At 70.8% G+C, this 14,878-nt stretch carries 17 protein-coding genes and 1 tRNA gene; 6 read left to right on the top strand and 12 right to left on the bottom strand.

What is annotated here, in order from left to right:
- Nucleotides 1–29 precede the first annotated feature (29 nt).
- Nucleotides 30–1,163 carry a CPBP family intramembrane glutamic endopeptidase gene (locus tag BJ979_RS09130; protein ID WP_246286735.1) on the bottom strand — a complete coding sequence of 378 codons (1,134 nt, stop codon included), beginning with the start codon at nt 1,161–1,163 and terminating at the stop codon, nt 30–32.
- A 160-nt stretch (nt 1,164–1,323) separates the two neighbouring features.
- Between BJ979_RS09130 and BJ979_RS09125 the strand changes: the two genes are divergently transcribed.
- Both BJ979_RS09125 and BJ979_RS09120 read left to right on the top strand, forming a co-directional pair.
- Nucleotides 1,324–1,929 (top strand): DUF6652 family protein, encoded by a 606-nt coding sequence (locus BJ979_RS09125; RefSeq protein WP_179567213.1) that lies wholly within the window; start codon nt 1,324–1,326, stop codon nt 1,927–1,929.
- A gap of 79 nt (nt 1,930–2,008) precedes the next feature.
- Entirely contained in the window at nt 2,009–2,515 is a 507-nt protein-coding gene (locus BJ979_RS09120) for a hypothetical protein (protein ID WP_179567211.1), read from the top strand.
- A gap of 94 nt (nt 2,516–2,609) precedes the next feature.
- Here BJ979_RS09120 and BJ979_RS09115 read toward each other — a convergent pair whose 3' ends face one another.
- The 8 genes from BJ979_RS09115 to BJ979_RS09080 form a co-directional block, all read right to left on the bottom strand.
- Entirely contained in the window at nt 2,610–3,827 is a 1,218-nt protein-coding gene (locus tag BJ979_RS09115; RefSeq protein WP_179567209.1) for a CE1758 family FMN-dependent luciferase-like monooxygenase, read from the bottom strand.
- A gap of 68 nt (nt 3,828–3,895) precedes the next feature.
- Nucleotides 3,896–4,567: a VOC family protein gene (locus BJ979_RS09110; protein ID WP_179567207.1), complete on the bottom strand. Its 672-nt coding sequence runs from the start codon at nt 4,565–4,567 to the stop codon at nt 3,896–3,898.
- 48 nt (nt 4,568–4,615) lie between these two features.
- On the bottom strand, nt 4,616–5,392 hold the full coding sequence (locus tag BJ979_RS09105; protein WP_179567205.1) for an alpha/beta fold hydrolase: 777 nt from the start codon (nt 5,390–5,392) through the stop codon (nt 4,616–4,618).
- 40 nt (nt 5,393–5,432) lie between these two features.
- Nucleotides 5,433–5,507, bottom strand: a tRNA-Arg gene (locus BJ979_RS09100).
- 81 nt (nt 5,508–5,588) lie between these two features.
- Nucleotides 5,589–6,011, bottom strand: coding sequence for a VOC family protein (locus BJ979_RS09095; protein ID WP_343046648.1), 423 nt, complete (start codon nt 6,009–6,011; stop codon nt 5,589–5,591).
- Between the two features lie 88 nt (nt 6,012–6,099).
- The gene (locus BJ979_RS18140) at nt 6,100–7,470 is read right to left on the bottom strand and encodes a CHAP domain-containing protein (RefSeq protein ID WP_179567203.1); all 1,371 of its coding nucleotides are present in this window, start codon (nt 7,468–7,470) and stop codon (nt 6,100–6,102) included.
- A 273-nt stretch (nt 7,471–7,743) separates the two neighbouring features.
- Nucleotides 7,744–8,241, bottom strand: coding sequence for an HNH endonuclease (locus tag BJ979_RS09085; protein ID WP_179567201.1), 498 nt, complete (start codon nt 8,239–8,241; stop codon nt 7,744–7,746).
- Between the two features lie 397 nt (nt 8,242–8,638).
- Nucleotides 8,639–9,331 (bottom strand): iron-dependent transcriptional repressor DtxR, encoded by a 693-nt coding sequence (locus BJ979_RS09080; protein WP_179567199.1) that lies wholly within the window; start codon nt 9,329–9,331, stop codon nt 8,639–8,641.
- Nucleotides 9,332–9,532: 201 nt separating this feature from the next.
- On the opposite strand from BJ979_RS09080, the gene serC reads away from it, so the two are divergent.
- Complete coding sequence (serC, locus tag BJ979_RS09075; protein ID WP_179567197.1) at nt 9,533–10,660, top strand: phosphoserine transaminase; 1,128 nt, start codon at nt 9,533–9,535, stop codon at nt 10,658–10,660.
- A gap of 56 nt (nt 10,661–10,716) precedes the next feature.
- Nucleotides 10,717–11,034, top strand: coding sequence for a DUF2530 domain-containing protein (locus BJ979_RS09070; RefSeq protein ID WP_179567195.1), 318 nt, complete (start codon nt 10,717–10,719; stop codon nt 11,032–11,034).
- 70 nt (nt 11,035–11,104) lie between these two features.
- Here BJ979_RS09070 and BJ979_RS09065 read toward each other — a convergent pair whose 3' ends face one another.
- On the bottom strand, nt 11,105–11,716 hold the full coding sequence (locus BJ979_RS09065; RefSeq protein ID WP_179567194.1) for a DUF3027 domain-containing protein: 612 nt from the start codon (nt 11,714–11,716) through the stop codon (nt 11,105–11,107).
- Nucleotides 11,709–12,092 carry a cold-shock protein gene (locus BJ979_RS09060; RefSeq protein WP_179567193.1) on the bottom strand — a complete coding sequence of 128 codons (384 nt, stop codon included), beginning with the start codon at nt 12,090–12,092 and terminating at the stop codon, nt 11,709–11,711. Before BJ979_RS09060 ends, BJ979_RS09065 begins: the two co-directional genes overlap by 8 nt.
- Before the next feature lie 59 nt (nt 12,093–12,151).
- Between BJ979_RS09060 and BJ979_RS09055 the strand changes: the two genes are divergently transcribed.
- Both BJ979_RS09055 and BJ979_RS09050 read left to right on the top strand, forming a co-directional pair.
- Complete coding sequence (locus tag BJ979_RS09055) at nt 12,152–12,418, top strand: hypothetical protein (RefSeq protein WP_179567192.1); 267 nt, start codon at nt 12,152–12,154, stop codon at nt 12,416–12,418.
- A complete protein-coding gene (locus BJ979_RS09050; protein ID WP_179567191.1) occupies nt 12,405–14,306 on the top strand; it encodes a helicase-associated domain-containing protein in 1,902 nt (633 codons plus the stop codon). The genes BJ979_RS09055 and BJ979_RS09050 overlap by 14 nt, the downstream gene beginning before the upstream one ends.
- Before the next feature lie 100 nt (nt 14,307–14,406).
- Here the strand turns inward: BJ979_RS09050 and BJ979_RS09045 are convergent, their stop codons facing one another.
- The gene (locus tag BJ979_RS09045; RefSeq protein ID WP_343046647.1) at nt 14,407–14,823 is read right to left on the bottom strand and encodes a RidA family protein; all 417 of its coding nucleotides are present in this window, start codon (nt 14,821–14,823) and stop codon (nt 14,407–14,409) included.
- Nucleotides 14,824–14,878 lie beyond the last annotated feature (55 nt).

The raw sequence follows: 14,878 nt of genomic DNA, 5'->3' as shown, positions 1-14,878 counted from the left end.
GGACAGTGTTCACCTGAGCCCCGCCGAGGTCAACGGATTGTCACGCGCGCCGCCGCACCGGGTTGGGTCTCGGCCAGCGTCAGGCCCGGCTTCGGCTGCTTGCGCAGCTGACCGGTCGCGAGCAGCACCACGATCGTCAGCCCCAGCACGATCCAGCCTGACCAGCCGAGGATCGACCCCCAGGTGCTCGTCGCCACGCTGTCGCGGTCGACGAAGATCATGTAGATGTTCGTCGTCGCGTTGAGCGCCGCGTGCGCGAACACGGCCGGCCACACCGAGGCCGAGCGCAGCCGCATCCAGCCGACGACGACGCCGAGCAGCACACACCACCCGGTCATCAGCAGCACGCCGAGCGCATCGGTGCGCTGGTAGTTGTAGCCGAGCAGGATGATCGGCGCGTGCCAGACGCCCCAGATCGCGCCGCTCAGCCCGAGCGCGGGCAGGGTCCCGAGCGGACGCAGGTTCGGCAGCAGCCAACCGCGCCAGCCGAGCTCCTCGCCGAAGGTCGCGAACGCGTCGATCACGATGATCAGCGGGATCAGCGCGAGCTGCATCACGACAGCCCGCGACACGTCCTCGGGCGAGTGCGGCTGGCCGGCCGCCTCGAGCGTCGCGGCGAGCGCGCTGAAGTGCGCCAGATCGAGCTTCACGAGTCCCATCGCGCTTCCCAGGAACAGGGCCGCGAGCGGCAGCACACTGAGCAGCACCGAGGCGAGCAGCACCATCCCGAGCGTGCGCTTCACCGGGCGCAGCGGCCCGAGTCCGAGCAGGCGCGGGATGCTCGGCGGGCGATTCACGAACAGCACCACCACGAACGCGGCGAGAGTCGGCGTGAACATCATCGCGCTCGTCAGCACCCCGAACAGCGGACTCGTCAGCCCCTCGCCCGACAGCCACACCGGCAGCATCACGAGCCACGCGCCGCCGAGCGCGACCAGCAGGAACACGAGCACCGCGCGCCACGGCACGGTCGCCGGGAAGAGCGGACCGCGTTCGGGATGCGCGGCGTTGCGTTCGCGCTGACGATCGGCCGGGTCGAGCGACGCGGGCGCGGGCGCGGAGTCCACCGCGGCGTCGCCCGCGCCAGCCGGGCCGGCGGGAGACGAGGATGCGGTGGGCGCCGTGGCTGCTACGGGGCGCGAATCGACGGGGTTCGGATCCATGCCCCCATCCCACTCCGCCGGCGACGCGCGCGACTCCCCCGCCCGAGGGAACCCTCGACTCCGCCCCGCGACGGAGTCGAGCGCCTCGCGCCCGCCTCGACGCATCCCGAGCTCCCCGTTACGCTTCGGGGATTGCTCGATTTCGACGAGGGGGGACGCCGTGCGGTACGCCCAAGCCGGCCTCATGATCTTCGGCGCTCTGCTCTGGATCGGCATCATCTTGGCGTTCTTCAACGGCCTCATCGATCGAGAGCACTCGCAGGCTGTCGTCTACGGCACCGTGATCGGCTGGAACATCCTGCTGTTCGTGGCCACGGTGCTCGTGATCGTGGATGCGGTGGTCAAGATCCGCGGGCGTCGCACCGACCAGCTGAGCGGCGGCGTGATGCTGGTGAAGCTCGCCGCGATCCCGTTCTTCATCATCAACTTCATCGTGCTCGCACTGGTCTCGATCGGCACCGTGGTGTTCGTCGGCACCGGCATCATCGTCGCCGCCGTGACCACTCCGATGACCTACGTCGCGATGCTGTCGACGTCGGTGTACGGCTGGGCGGCGCTGATCGCCCAGTTCCGCGACCGGCGCATCGCCGGCGGGCGGCTCGCGTTCTACGTCGTGATGCTCTTCGTCTTCGTGTTCGACATCGTCGCGGGCATCCTCATCTACGGGCAGGCCCGGCGGAGTCGCGTGCTCGCGCCGACCGCCGGGCTTGCTAGTGCTCCTGCGCACGAGTCGATCGCGGCGACGCACATAGCTCCGCCCCACTGACCAGCTCGGCGCCGAGAACGGCACCACCCAGACTGGGACGTCACAGGTGCCGGAACATCGAGCTAGCGTCAAGTTCGCCATGACGATTCGCACCTCACTCACGCCCTCTGCTCGCCACCTCGGCCTGGCGGCCGCCGCCGTCACCGCCGCGCTGCTTCTCTCCGCCTGCTCGACATCGACCGCCGATTCGACCGAAAAGACGAAGGCCGGCTCCGCCGAGAGTGCGAGACCGTCGGCATCCCCGACGCCTGAGAAGCCGGCCGACCTGGTCGGAACGTGGAAGCAGTCCAACTCCTCGAGCCCCGACACGTATCAGGAGGCCACGATCACAGCCGACGCCATCGAGATCAACTGGGTCAGCGATGGCGGCGACACCAAGTCGCTCTACTGGGCCGGAACCTTCTCCGCGCCGACCGCAGCGGGCAAGTACACCTGGACCTCCGCCAACGACACGGCGAAGACCGACTCGGCGATCCTCGCCTCGTCGGATCCGACGAAGGACTTCACATTTGAGGGTGACGAGATCTCGTACTCGGTCTCGGCACTCGGCACGACGACGACCGTCCGACTCACCCGGGTCGGCTGACGCTGTAGATCCGACTGCGGGATCGCGCCTGAGATCGGCGGGACCCCGCAGTTGGAGCACACCTCACGGCGCACTCGACCGCTCTGTTCGGTGATCAGAGCCCGAACGCGGCGCCCTGCTTCGCCGGGGCGGCAGCCGATGCAGCGGCGGGTGCGGGTACGGCCGCATCCGACTCCGGCGACGCACCCGTCAACACGTCCTCGCCCTCGACGTGATCCGAGCCGGCCGTTCCGGTGGCCCGCGCCGCGGCGACGCGCTCGGCGCGGCTGGGCGGGTTGCTCGGCACATCCGCCGGGCGGCCGACCTCGTTGATCTTGCGCAGCTCCGGCACGATGTCCTCGGCGAGGAAGTCGATCTGCTCGAGCACCGTCTTGAGCGGCAGGCCGGCGTGATCGATGAGGAACAGCTGGCGCTGGTAGTGACCGACCGCATCCTTCATCGCGCCGTAGCGGTCGATGACCTGCTGCGGCGAGCCGACCGTGAGCGGGGTCTGCTGCGTGAAGTCCTCCATCGACGGGCCGTGGCCGTAGACGGGGGCGTTGTCGAAGTAGGGGCGGAACTCGTTCCAGGCGTCCTGCGAGTTCTTGCGCACGAACATCTGCCCGCCGAGTCCGACGATCGCCTGGTCGGCGCGGCCGTGCCCGTAGTGCTCGAAGCGGCGGCGGTAGAGGTCGACCATCTGCTGGGTGTGCTGGATGGGCCAGAAGATGTTGTTGTGGAAGAAGCCGTCGCCGTAATAGGCGGCCTGCTCGGCGATCTCGGGCGTGCGGATCGAGCCGTGCCAGACGAACGGCGGCACCCCGTCCAGCGGACGCGGCGTCGAGGTGAAGCCCTGCAGCGGGGTGCGGAACTGACCCGACCAGTCGACGACCTCGTTCTCCCACAGTTGCCGCACGAGCGCGTAGTTCTCGACCGCGAGCGGAACGCCCTGACGGATGTCCTGCCCGAACCACGGGTACACCGGGCCGGTGTTGCCGCGCCCCATCATGAGATCGGCGCGGCCATTGCTGATGACCTGCAGCATCGCGTACTCCTCGGCGATGCGAACCGGGTCGTTCGTGGTGATGAGCGTCGTCGAGGTCGACAGCGTGATGTTCTTCGTCACGCCGGCGAGGTAGCTGAGGATGGCGACGGGCGAGGATGCGACGAACGGCGGGTTGTGGTGCTCCCCCGTCGCGAAGACGTCGAGCCCGGCCTCATCGGCATGCTGCGCGATGGTCAGCAGCGAGCGGACCCGCTCGGTGTCGTCGGGCGTGCGGCCCGTCGTGGGGTCGGTCGTGACGTCGCTGACAGTGAAGATGCCGAACTGCATGATGTCCTCCAAATTCGATGCGTTTGCATGAACCTGTTCAGGCTAGCGGACATTCCCGCCGCGACGGATCAGTCTCCGACGTCGTCCGACCACGCCGCGATGTCGACGCCGTGGTTGTCTGGCGAGGCGAGCGACCACCACGCCGGCGCGTGCGAGTCGTCGGCGAGACGGCCACCGGCCGCGAGCGCCGCATCCACCCGCACCCGAGCCTGGTCAGCCGGAACCGAGACGTCGAAGTGGGTCCGGCCGCGGCGCGGCACATCGCCCGAGATCGGGTTGAACGCCAGCTGCGGACCGCGGCGCAGCGGGTCGACCGCGTCGCCGACACCGAGATCCTCGTACCCCAGCGCCGCGGCGAAGAACGGCCGCGCATCGGTCGCCGAATGCTGCGCGACATAGATGCCGACCGACTGGATGCGCGCCGGATCCGGCTCGAGCCCCAGCCGCGCGGCGGCCGTCGAGACGGCTGCCGCGAACTCGATCGCGGCAGCGGGGATCCCTCCGAAGTCTCGATCGGGCACGTACACGACGACACCCTCAGGTCGAACGTCGATGTCGGCGAGGATGCCCAACCGATCGGCCGCCTCGACGACCGGCTCCACGAGCGAGGCCGCCTGTGCGAGCGCCTCCGCCCGGAAGACCGCCTGCGGCCCGGTCGCCGTCACCCGCCACGCGACGGTGCCCGCATCACTCCGGAACTCGGCCGCGGTGATCCTCGCCTCGTTCGCCGATCCGTCCATGAGGTGCTCCCTTCGGTTGCCGTGCCTGCTGGGGGTGGCGCCGATCGCTCAGGTCGGGTCGATCGCCGCGGCGACCTGCCGCGCCATGCTCTCGCGGATGAGGTGGTCGTTGCCCGGAACGACCCGGGTCGTGACGTTCGAGAGCCGAGCGAGCCCATCGAGGCTCCCCGGCACGTGGAACTCGTCGAGCGCCCCGACGAGGATGTCGACGGGCGCCGGGGTGTTGACCAGGTCGGTGACGGTCGTCTGCGACTCGATGCAATGCTCCAACGACTTGACGAACGGCACCCAGGTCTCGACGTCGATGTCCATCGCCTTGGGAATCGGCAGCATCCGCTCGACCAGACGGGCGTTGCGCAGGGTGAACGCCTGGTTCTCGCGCACGAACTTGTAGAGCTGGAGATAGACGCTCACCCGGGCGCGCAGCAGAGGATCGCCGAGCTGCGCCGGGTCGACGTACAGTGGCGGCGAGACCATCACGAGATGCCGCACGCGCCGTGGATGCGTGGCCGCGTAGCGTGCGCCGAGGATCGTGCCGAGCGAGTGCCCGACGAGCGTGAACGGGGCGCGCAAGTGCAGCCGGTCGATGGCACGGGCGATCGCGTCGACGTGCTCGGCGATTGTGTACTCGGCGTCGGCGGGAGCCGGGGAGCGACCGAATCCGAGCAGATCGATCGCGATCACCCGGTGATTCGGGCTCAGCAGCGGCACCAGGTTCTGGAACGTCACCGGCGACGAGGCGATCCCGTGAACGAGCACGACGACCGGACCGCGTCCCTCGTCGATCGACACGGCCAGCTGGCGCTCATCCCGTCTGCCGAGCATGCCCGCCCTCCGTCCGTCACGACCTGATCGCACGAAGCCGTGGTGCCCCTGGAGGGACTCGAACCCCCAACCCTCTCCTTAGGACGGAGCTGCTCTTCCATTGAGCTACAGAGGCCGGCGCATCCACTCTACCGAGACGACGGAGGGCGCCCGCCGCAGTGAGCGCCCTCCGAGGTGGAGCCGGATGCCGGTCCGATCAGGCCTGACCGGGCGCGTTGATGTTCACGAGCCAGCTCGTGCCGAACTTGTCGTCCAGCATGCCGAAGATGCCACCCCAGGGGGCCTCGCCGAGCGGCATCGAGACGGTCGCGCCCTCGGAGAGCTTGTCCCAGTAACCGCGCAGCAGCTCCTCCTCGTCACCGCTGAGCGAGACGCTGAACGCGCTCGCCGGGGCGTACTGCATGTACGCCGGGGTGTCGGAGGCCATGAGCGTGAAGCCGGCCGGGGTGTTGTCGATCTGCGAGTGCATGACCTTGTCGTACTCCGACTCCTCGATGCCGGGCATCTGGAGCTCGCCGAAGGTCGTGATGGTCAGATCGCCGCCGAAGATCGAGTGGTAGAACTCGATCGCCTGGCGCGCGTTGTCGCGGAAGTTCAGATACGGATTCAGGACGGCCACGATGCACTCTCTTCCCGGCACCGTACGGCGCCACGGAAGTCAGCATCCCACCGACCGGTGACGCGCGGAAGTCGCGTCAGTGAACCGATCAGGCGGGCGGCGCGTAGAGGAAGAGCGGGATCTCGCTGACCTGCACGACGCGCTGGCCGTACTGGTGCTTGCCGCCCATGTTGTACTCCTCGAGCAACACCGAGCCGTCGGCGAGGATGCCGCTGACGTAGGCGACGTGGTTGTAGTTGAACCACGCCACGGCACCGACCTCGGGGGTGTTGCCGGTGGGCCAGCCGTGGTTGATCCACGCCGACTTCCACTGGCTCGCGTTGCCGCCGTTCGGGGTCAGGTTCGACCAGTCCCACTTCCACGGCGCCTGGGTGACACCCTGGTCGCGGTTGAGGCGCCAGGCGACGAAGTCGACGCACTCGCGGTAGTAGTAGCGGAACGGCGAGAGCCCGCCGCCCTCGTTGCGCGTGAGGTCGGTGGCGTAGGGGTAGTCGTCACCCTGCGCCTTCGCGCCGGAGGCGAGGTAGGCCTGGAGGTTCTTCTGACGCAGCGCGTTCGAGTAGAGCGCGCGCAGGTCGGCGGCCTTGGTGACGCCGTAGGCGTCGCGGGCGACGGCACCCTGTGCCACATCGCCGGCGACCGAGAGCTTCTGGGTGTCGCCCTCGAGCGCGGCCTGCGTGGCGGCGGTCGGCTTGCCCTCGTCGTCGAAGGCGTAGGCGGGCAGAGCGAGCGAGGCGAAGAGCCCGCCGACGAGCAGCATCGTGCCGGTGGCGGTGATGCGCTGGCGGAGTCCGCGCTTCGCGGGCTTGCGGAACGACGAGCCCGCGGCGGTGCTCGACGACGGACGAGCCCCGGTCGTGCGGGCGACGCCCTGGGTGCGCTTGACGCGACGGTCGCGCACGGCGGGGGCGGTCGAGGCGACGACGGCCGGCGTGACGATCTCGATGGATGCGGTGGCCGGGGCCGAGGCGATCGGGTCGATGCCCGTGGATGCCACGACGGGCGCGGCCTGCTCGACGTGCGTGGGCTGGGCGACCGGGATGGCCGACTCGGCGTGCGCGCGCACCTCGGCGGGGGCGACGGGGACGGCGGGTGCCGCGGCGATCTCGGTCGCGGTGGGCTGGTCTCCCATGATCTGGGCGAGCACCGCCTCCGCCGACTGGGCGGGAGTCGGAGCGATCTCGGCCGGGGCGGCGACGCTCGGGGCTGGGGTCACGACGGGCGCGGCGGCCTCGGCGGCGACCGGAGCGTCGACGAGCCCGGCAGCGGCAGCGCGCTCGGCGGCCTCGCGCTGCGCACGCAGCTCACGACGCGACGGGAAGGGTCGCTCAGCGGCTGCGGCAGCGCTCTCAGATGCGAGCGCGTCCGGCGTGGTCTTGTTCTTCTCGGTTCCGGCACCTGACTCAGTCAGGTCACCGAAGAGAAACCCCAGCGAATCGGGGATCTCGGGTTCCGTCACAGCACAGCCTCCGGGTAAGCGACCTTTCGAGGGTAGACGACCATCCACCGATTGTCACGCCGAGGTAACGAAAACGTTAGACCCCACTGCGGGGGCGGCCATCTGATCACGGATTCGCACGCTGAACAGCCGAAAACCGTCGATATCGCGATGGATGCTCAGCAAACACGAACGGATGCGTCCCCACACAAGCGGACAGCGCACACGCCACGGCGGCACCTTCACGGGAGCACGCCGACGCCCCGCGGCAGTGCCGCGAGACGAGCCGGAGCCTCACGCCGCGTCGGCGAGGAACGGGCTCCACTCACTCTGCGGGCGCTCGACGCCCCGCACCATCCACGCCGAGCCGTGCGGCGCCCGCGGCTGGTGCCGCAGCGTCCACCCCATCTCCTGCGGGGTGCGGTCGCCCTTCACGTTGTTGCACTTCAGGCAGCACGCGACGAGGTTCTCCCAGCTGTCCGCTCCCCCGCGCGACCGCGGCATGACGTGGTCGATCGTCGACGCCGACAGGCCGCAGTAGCCGCAGCGCTGCGAGTCGCGCCGCAGCACGCCGCGTCGCGAGACGGGCACGCTGCGCCCGTGCGGCAGCCGCACATAGCGGGTGAGCAGGATGACCGCCGGCCGATCCCACTCCCCCGACCGCGAGAGCACCGGGTGCCCGTCGTCGCGGGCCAGGATGGCCGCCTTGCCGCTCATCACGAGCACGAGGGCTCGCTTGAACGACACGACCGCCAGGGGCTCGTATCCGGCATTGAGTACCAGGGTGCGCATGGGCGTCCTCTCGAGTCGACCCGCATGGAGTGCAGGTGATCCAGCCACGCGATCAGCGGGGAGGAGAGGTGCCCGAAGACGAGAAAAGGCGCCGTCGCGAACGACAGCGCCTTACAGCTCACGAGCGTGACAGGGCACACTCGGACGGACGGTGTGCCGTATGCGGAACACGGCGCGGGCATCCACGGTTTGGATGCTGCCCCGAGCGCACATGCGGCCCTCCTCTTTCCTTCCTCACGGAACGCGAGGACTTCAGAGTACGCGCGACACGCCCGGAATGCCGGGATTGCGCGTCACGACGCGACACACGTCACCGGATGGCCACCCGGCGTTCGCCGGAGGGCCGCGCGATCTGAGCGGTCAGAGCTCGCCGCGGCGAGGACGCGCTGTCGGCGGCTTACGCCGCGACGTAGACGTGGATCGCGACCTCGTTCGGCAGCTCGAGCCCGTCGCCGTAGCCGTCGACCTGGATGCTGACGTACGAGCCCTCGGAGGCGATCGTCGCGGTGGCACCCGGCACGACACCGGCGCCGAGCAGTTGCTGCAGCAGCTCCGGCTCGAACTGCACGGGCTCGCCGAGGCGACGGATGGTGCCGGTCACGGCATCCTTCTCGTCGCGCACGCGCTCGACGATGTTGACGACGCCCTCGAGGAACGGCTTCGACTTCGTGCCGCCGATCTCCTCGAGCGCGGGGATCGGGTTGCCGTAGGGCGACTCGGTCGGGTGGTCGAGGATCTCGAGCAGGCGGCGCTCGACCTGCTCGCTCATGACGTGCTCCCAGCGGCAGGCCTCGTCGTGCACGTAGGCCCAGTCGAGGCCGATCACGTCGGCGAGCAGGCGCTCGGCGAGACGGTGCTTGCGCATGACGTGCAGGGCGCGGCTGCGGCCGTCGGCGGTCAGCTCGAGGTGGCGGTCGCCCTCGACGCGCACGAGGCCATCGCGCTCCATGCGGCCCACGGTCTGCGAGACGGTGGGGCCGGAGTGGCCGAGGCGCTCGGAGATGCGCGCGCGCAGCGGGATGATCCCCTCCTCTTCGAGGTCGAGGATCGTGCGGAGGTACATCTCCGTGGTGTCGACGAGGTCGGTCATCGCTGTCCCTTTGAGCCGGTGTCCGTCGCATCCGCGGAACGGGATCGACGGATGCTGAAATCGGTTCTCACCCTACCGGTCACCGGCGACAGAAAACCGGCACCGCGTCGGGGCTCCCACCGATGCGGGCGGCGCGAGGACGGCGGGACAGCGGCGGGACCGCGGCGGGACCGCGACGCACCGCGGCCTAGGATCGAGAGCATGTCGAGCATCGAGATCCCCGCCGAGCTCCTCCCCGCCGACGGCCGCTTCGGATGCGGCCCGGCGAAGGTGCGCCCCGAGCAGCTGGACCATCTGGTCGCGAACGCGTCCGTGCTCGGCACCTCCCACCGTCAGGCTCCGGTCAAGGAGCTGGTGGGTCGCGTGCGCGCCGGCCTCGCCGAGCTCTTCGACATCCCCGAGGGCTACGAGGTCCTGCTCGCCAACGGCGGCTCGACCGCCTTCTGGGACGCCGCCGCGTTCGGCCTCATCGAGAAGCGCAGCGCCCACCTCAACTTCGGCGAGTTCGGCGGCAAGTTCGTCAAGGCCGCCTCGGCCCCGTGGCTCGACAAGCCCTGGTCGGCGGATGCCCCGGGCGGTTCACGCAGCGACTTCGAGGCCGACATCGAGGCCGACGTCTTCGCCTACCCGCACAACGAGACCTCGACCGGCGTCATGGCGCCCGTGCGTCGTGTGACCGGCGGCGTCGACGGCGCGCTGACGGTGGTGGATGCGACCAGCGCCGCCGGCGGCGTCGCGGTCGACCTGAGCGAGACCGATGTCTACTACTTCGCGCCGCAGAAGAACTTCGCGAGCGACGGCGGCATCTGGTTCGCCGTGGTCTCGCCGGCCGCGATCGAGCGCATCGAGCGCATCGCCGCATCCGACCGCTACATCCCCGAGTTCCTCAGCCTGAAGAACGCGGTCGACAACTCCCGCCTCGAGCAGACGCTCAACACCCCGGCGCTGTCGACGCTGCTGCTCATGGAGTCGCAGATCGACTGGCTGAACGCGGGAGGAGGCCTGTCGTTCGCGGATGCCCGCACCCGCGAGTCGTCGCAGCACCTCTACTCCTGGGCCGAGGCCTCGTCGGTCGCGACGCCCTTCGTGGTCGACCCGGCGCACCGCTCGCAGGTCGTCGCGACGATCGACTTCGACGACAGCATCGACGCGACGAAGATCGCCAAGACGCTGCGCGCCAACGGCGTCGTCGACACCGAGCCGTACCGCAAGCTGGGCCGCAACCAGCTGCGCATCGCGACCTTCGCGGCGATCGACCCCGACGACGTGCGGGCGCTGACCGCGACGATCGACTGGGTGCTCGAGAACGCTCCCGTCGGGCGCGACTGACGCGACGGCCGGGCATCGCCCGGTCGTGAGGGCGCCACGGCGTCAGGAGGGTGAGGATGCGCTTCTACGTTCCGAGCGCCGAGCGCAAGCCCGACCCCGCTCCCCTGAAGACGGACGACCGCGCCGCGATCCTCGTCGGGCTGGCCCTGTGGATCCTGGCGCTCTGCGGGCTGCTGATCGGACTGCGCCCGCTCGTCGCCGGCGGGTACGAGGGCTGGCTGTGGACGAGCGTCGTCGGCATCACGCTCGGGCTCGGCGGGCTCGTCTACACGCAGCTGCGGCGCGGGCGGCTGCGGCGCCGCGATGCGGAAGCCGCCGGGCGGCCGGGCGACGCCGCCACCGCTGCCGGATCGAATCCGGATTCGGGCGACTGACGCGAACAGGGCCGGGGATGCGCATCCCCGGCCCTGTCGTCTGTCCCGCGGTCAGTCCGCGGAGACGGGGTCATTCCTCGTCGTCGTGCCCCGCGGCGCGATCGTCGTGAGCGTCGTCGTCGGCGGCGCTGTCGTCATCCGCGCTGTCGCCGTCGACGCCGTGGTGGCCGGCCGCCGCCTCGGGATCGAGGCCGTCGTAGACATCGTCGCCGAAGTCCTCGCCGTGCTCGTCGTCGTGATCGTCGAAGTCGTCGTCGTCCGACTCGTCGTCGGCGTCCGACTCCTCGTCGTCGTCATCGAACTCGTCGTCGTCATCGTCGTGCTCGTCGTCGTCATCCGACTCGCCCGCCGCCTTGCGTGCGGCAGCCTCTGCCGCCTGCGCGGCCTTGTACTCCTCGAGTCGCACCGACCACGGCACCCAGTCGGGCGCGATGAGGGCTCCGTCGCCGGGCAGCAGCTCGGCTTCGAGCACGGTCGGCTCCTCGCCCTCGAGCTGGGCGACGCTGACGGTCCAGTGCCAGCCGGGGTAGCCGAGCATCGTCGCCGCGAAGGTGAGCGTGGTCACGCCCTCGTCATCGGTCGTCTCGCTCGTCAGGTCGCCGACCTGCGACTCGGGCGTGATCTCGCTCAGGGCGGCGCGCGCCACATCCACTCGGCTGGTCATCGTCGCGGCCTCAGGCATCGAGATCGTCGGCGACGCGGCGCAGCACGGCCGCGAGCTTGCCGCCGTGGCTCTTGTCGGGGTACCGGCCGCGACGCAGACCCTCGCCGATGCCGTCGAGCAGCTTCACGAGGTCCTCGATGACGACGGCCATGTCCTCGGCCGAGCGACGGTTCATCTTCGAGAGCGGGATTGGCGTGTCGAGCATGCGCACCGAGAGCGCCTGAGCGCCCTTGCGGCCGTCGGCGATGCCGAACTCGAGGCGGGTGCCGGCGCGCACGGTGGTGACGCCGCTCGGCAGAGCCGACGCGTGCAGGAAGACCTCCTGGCCGTCATCGGCGGCGATGAAGCCGAAGCCCTTCTCCTCGTCGTAGAACTTGACCTTGCCGGTGGGCATCGCGGCAGCCTCTCGATGTGGGGGAAGTAGGGCGGCCCGAGCGGGCCTATCCTGGTGGGATGCCGAACGACACCCCGGTGCGCTCCAATCGTATCGAACGCGCGCTCGGCGTCATGGCCGCCACCGTGCTCGGAGTGGCGATCGTCGACATCGTCGTGATCCTGATCCTCGCGCTGACCAAGGTCTCGCTCTCGAGCGGAGCCGGTCAGTTCGCCCGCTGGCTGCCGCTGCCCGCTCTCGCGATCGGCCTCGTGCTGCTGATCGCCTTCATCTTCGTCTCGGGACTGCGCCGCCGCCGCGAATCGCAGCAGGATGCCCGCCGCTAGCAGTTCGGCTCTCGCGCTCGCGGCTCGGCTGCGCGCGCTCGACGACGACGCTCTGCTGCGTCTGCTGCGCGAGCGCGAGGTGCGCTCTGCCGGGCTGCGCGACTGGTTCGACCTCGCCGAGGCCCTGCTCGACCGTCCGAGCGTGCAGCGCGCGCTCGAGGGCCTCGACCGTCATGCGCTCGCGGTGCTCGCCGGCGCCGCCGAGCTCTCCGCCGCGGGCCGCGCGCCGACCGTCGAGCAGCTCGCCGAGCGCATCGGCAGCGCCTCGACCGAGGTGCGTCGCCGTGCGGCCGTGCTCGCCGAGCTCGGGCTCGCGGCCGTGGAGTCCGACCGGGTCGCCCCCTGGGACGGCGTCGCCGAGCAGCTCGCGGCCTGGCCGTCGTTCGACCTGCCGAGCGCCGACGAGCTCATCTGGACGCCCGCGCCCGGCGCGCTCGTGCCGGTGAGCGACGCCGATCGGGACGCCGTCGACCGCCTCGCCGGCGAGCGCGCCTTCGCCGCCACCGGCCGGGTCACCGAGCTCGTCGCCGAGCTGCAGCGCGAGCCGGCGCGACGCCTCGCGAAAGGCGGGATCGCGCTGCCCGAGACGCGGCGTCTCGCTGCCTCGATCGGCGCCGAGCAAGACGATCTGACCCCCCTGCTCGACCTGGCCGAGCGTGCCGAGCTCGTCGGCGACGACGGCGCCGCGCTCGCGGTCACCGCCGCCGGAGCCGAATGGCTCGGGCTCGACGACGCCGAACGCTGGTCGACGCTCGCCGCGGCATGGATCGCGCGGCTCGCCCCTGACGTGCGCCGCCTGCTCGAGGAGCGCGCCGCCGCCGAGTGGGACGACGGCCTGCTGCAGTACCTGGCCTGGTTCTACCCGGGCTCGGCCGAGCGGATGCTGCGCCGAGTCGAGTCGGCCCGCGCGCACGCCCGCCTGCTGGGCATCACGATCGACGCGACCCCCTCGGGTCCGGGGCGCGCGCTGCTGATCGACGGCGTCGCCGCCGCTCGCGAGCGCGTCGCCGCGCTGTTCCCCGCGCATGTCGAGCAGGTCTACCTGCAGCACGACCTGACGATCATCGCGCCCGGCCCGCTGCGCGCCGATCTCGACGGCCGCCTGCGCTCGATGGCCGACGTCGAGGCGCGCGGCCTCGCCTCCACCTACCGCATCACCGCCGCGTCGCTCGGGCGCGCACTCGCGCGGGGCGAGACCGACGAGACGATCCGCGACTTCCTCGCCGGCATCTCGCTCACCGGGGTTCCGCAGCCGCTCGACTACCTCATCCGCGACACCGCCGAGCGCTTCGGCGCGCTGCGGGTCGGCGCGATCGCGGAGGCCGACCGCGGTGCGGATGCGGGCGCCCGCAGCTACGTGCGCAGCGACGACCCGGCGCTGCTGCGTCAGCTCACGGTCGACTCCGCCCTCGGCTCGCTCGCGCTGATCCACTCGGGCGAGCACCGCGCGGTCAGCCGGGTCGAGGCGAGTGTGCTGTTCTGGTCGATCGTGGATGCGCGCTATCCGGCCGTGCTCGAAGACGCCACGGGCGTCATCCAGCCGGTGTCGCGTCGCACCACCGTCGCGCCGGCCGCGGGCGGAGCGCGGCGCGATCCTGCCGTCGAGCTCGTGAAACGCCTGCGCGAATCGGGTGCCGCGACCTCGGGAGCGACCGGCTCCGACGACGAGACGGGCGGGGCGGCGTGGATCGCCCGGCAGCTCGAGCTCGCCGCGAAGGGGCGCACCCCGGTCGTCGTGACCGTGCGGATGCCCGACGGCTCCGACGTCGAGCTGCGCCTCGAGCCCGCCTCGGTCGCGGGCGGACGCCTGCGCGCCCGCGACGCCCGCGCCGACCTCGAGCGCACCCTGCCGCTCAGTTCGATCACGTCGGTCGTGCCGCTCGACTGAGCCGCGCTGGCCGCGCTCGTGCCACTCACGTTCGCGAGTTGCCCGCTTCCGCTGCTTCACCGCCGCGACACGCCGCGGAACGGGGCGACTCGGCGGTCGGTCAGTCGCGCACGGCGGCGACCGCCTCGACCTCGACGAGCTGGTCGTCGTAGCCGAGCACCGTCACGCCGAGCAACGTGCTCGGCACGGCGTGCTCGCCGAAGGCGTCGCGCACGACCTCCCATGCGGCGACCAGATCGGCCTGCTGCGAGGAGGCGACGAGCACGCGGGTGCTGAGCACATCCGTCAGCGCCGCGCCGCAGTCGTCGAGCGCGATCCGTAGATTCGCCACGCACTGCGCCGCCTGCCCCGCGTAGTCCCCGACCGCGACCGTCGCACCGTCGGCATCCAGCGGGCACGAACCGGCGAGGTGGATGAGGCGGGTCCCCGCCGGCACGGTCGCGGCGTACGCGTACTCGGCGACCTCGCTGAGCCGAGTCGAGCGGAGGAGGGTCACGGCGCTGTCGTTCTCGCTCACGCGCCCACCCTCGCACTCCGGGTTCGTGAGTCGCCCGCTTCCGCGGCATCCCGAG

This window comes from Schumannella luteola, assembly GCF_013408685.1.
GTDB classification, from domain to species: Bacteria; Actinomycetota; Actinomycetes; order Actinomycetales; family Microbacteriaceae; genus Schumannella; species Schumannella luteola.
The sequence above is the reverse complement of the archived record's forward strand: the minus strand, read 5'-3'. Positions and strand labels throughout refer to the sequence as shown.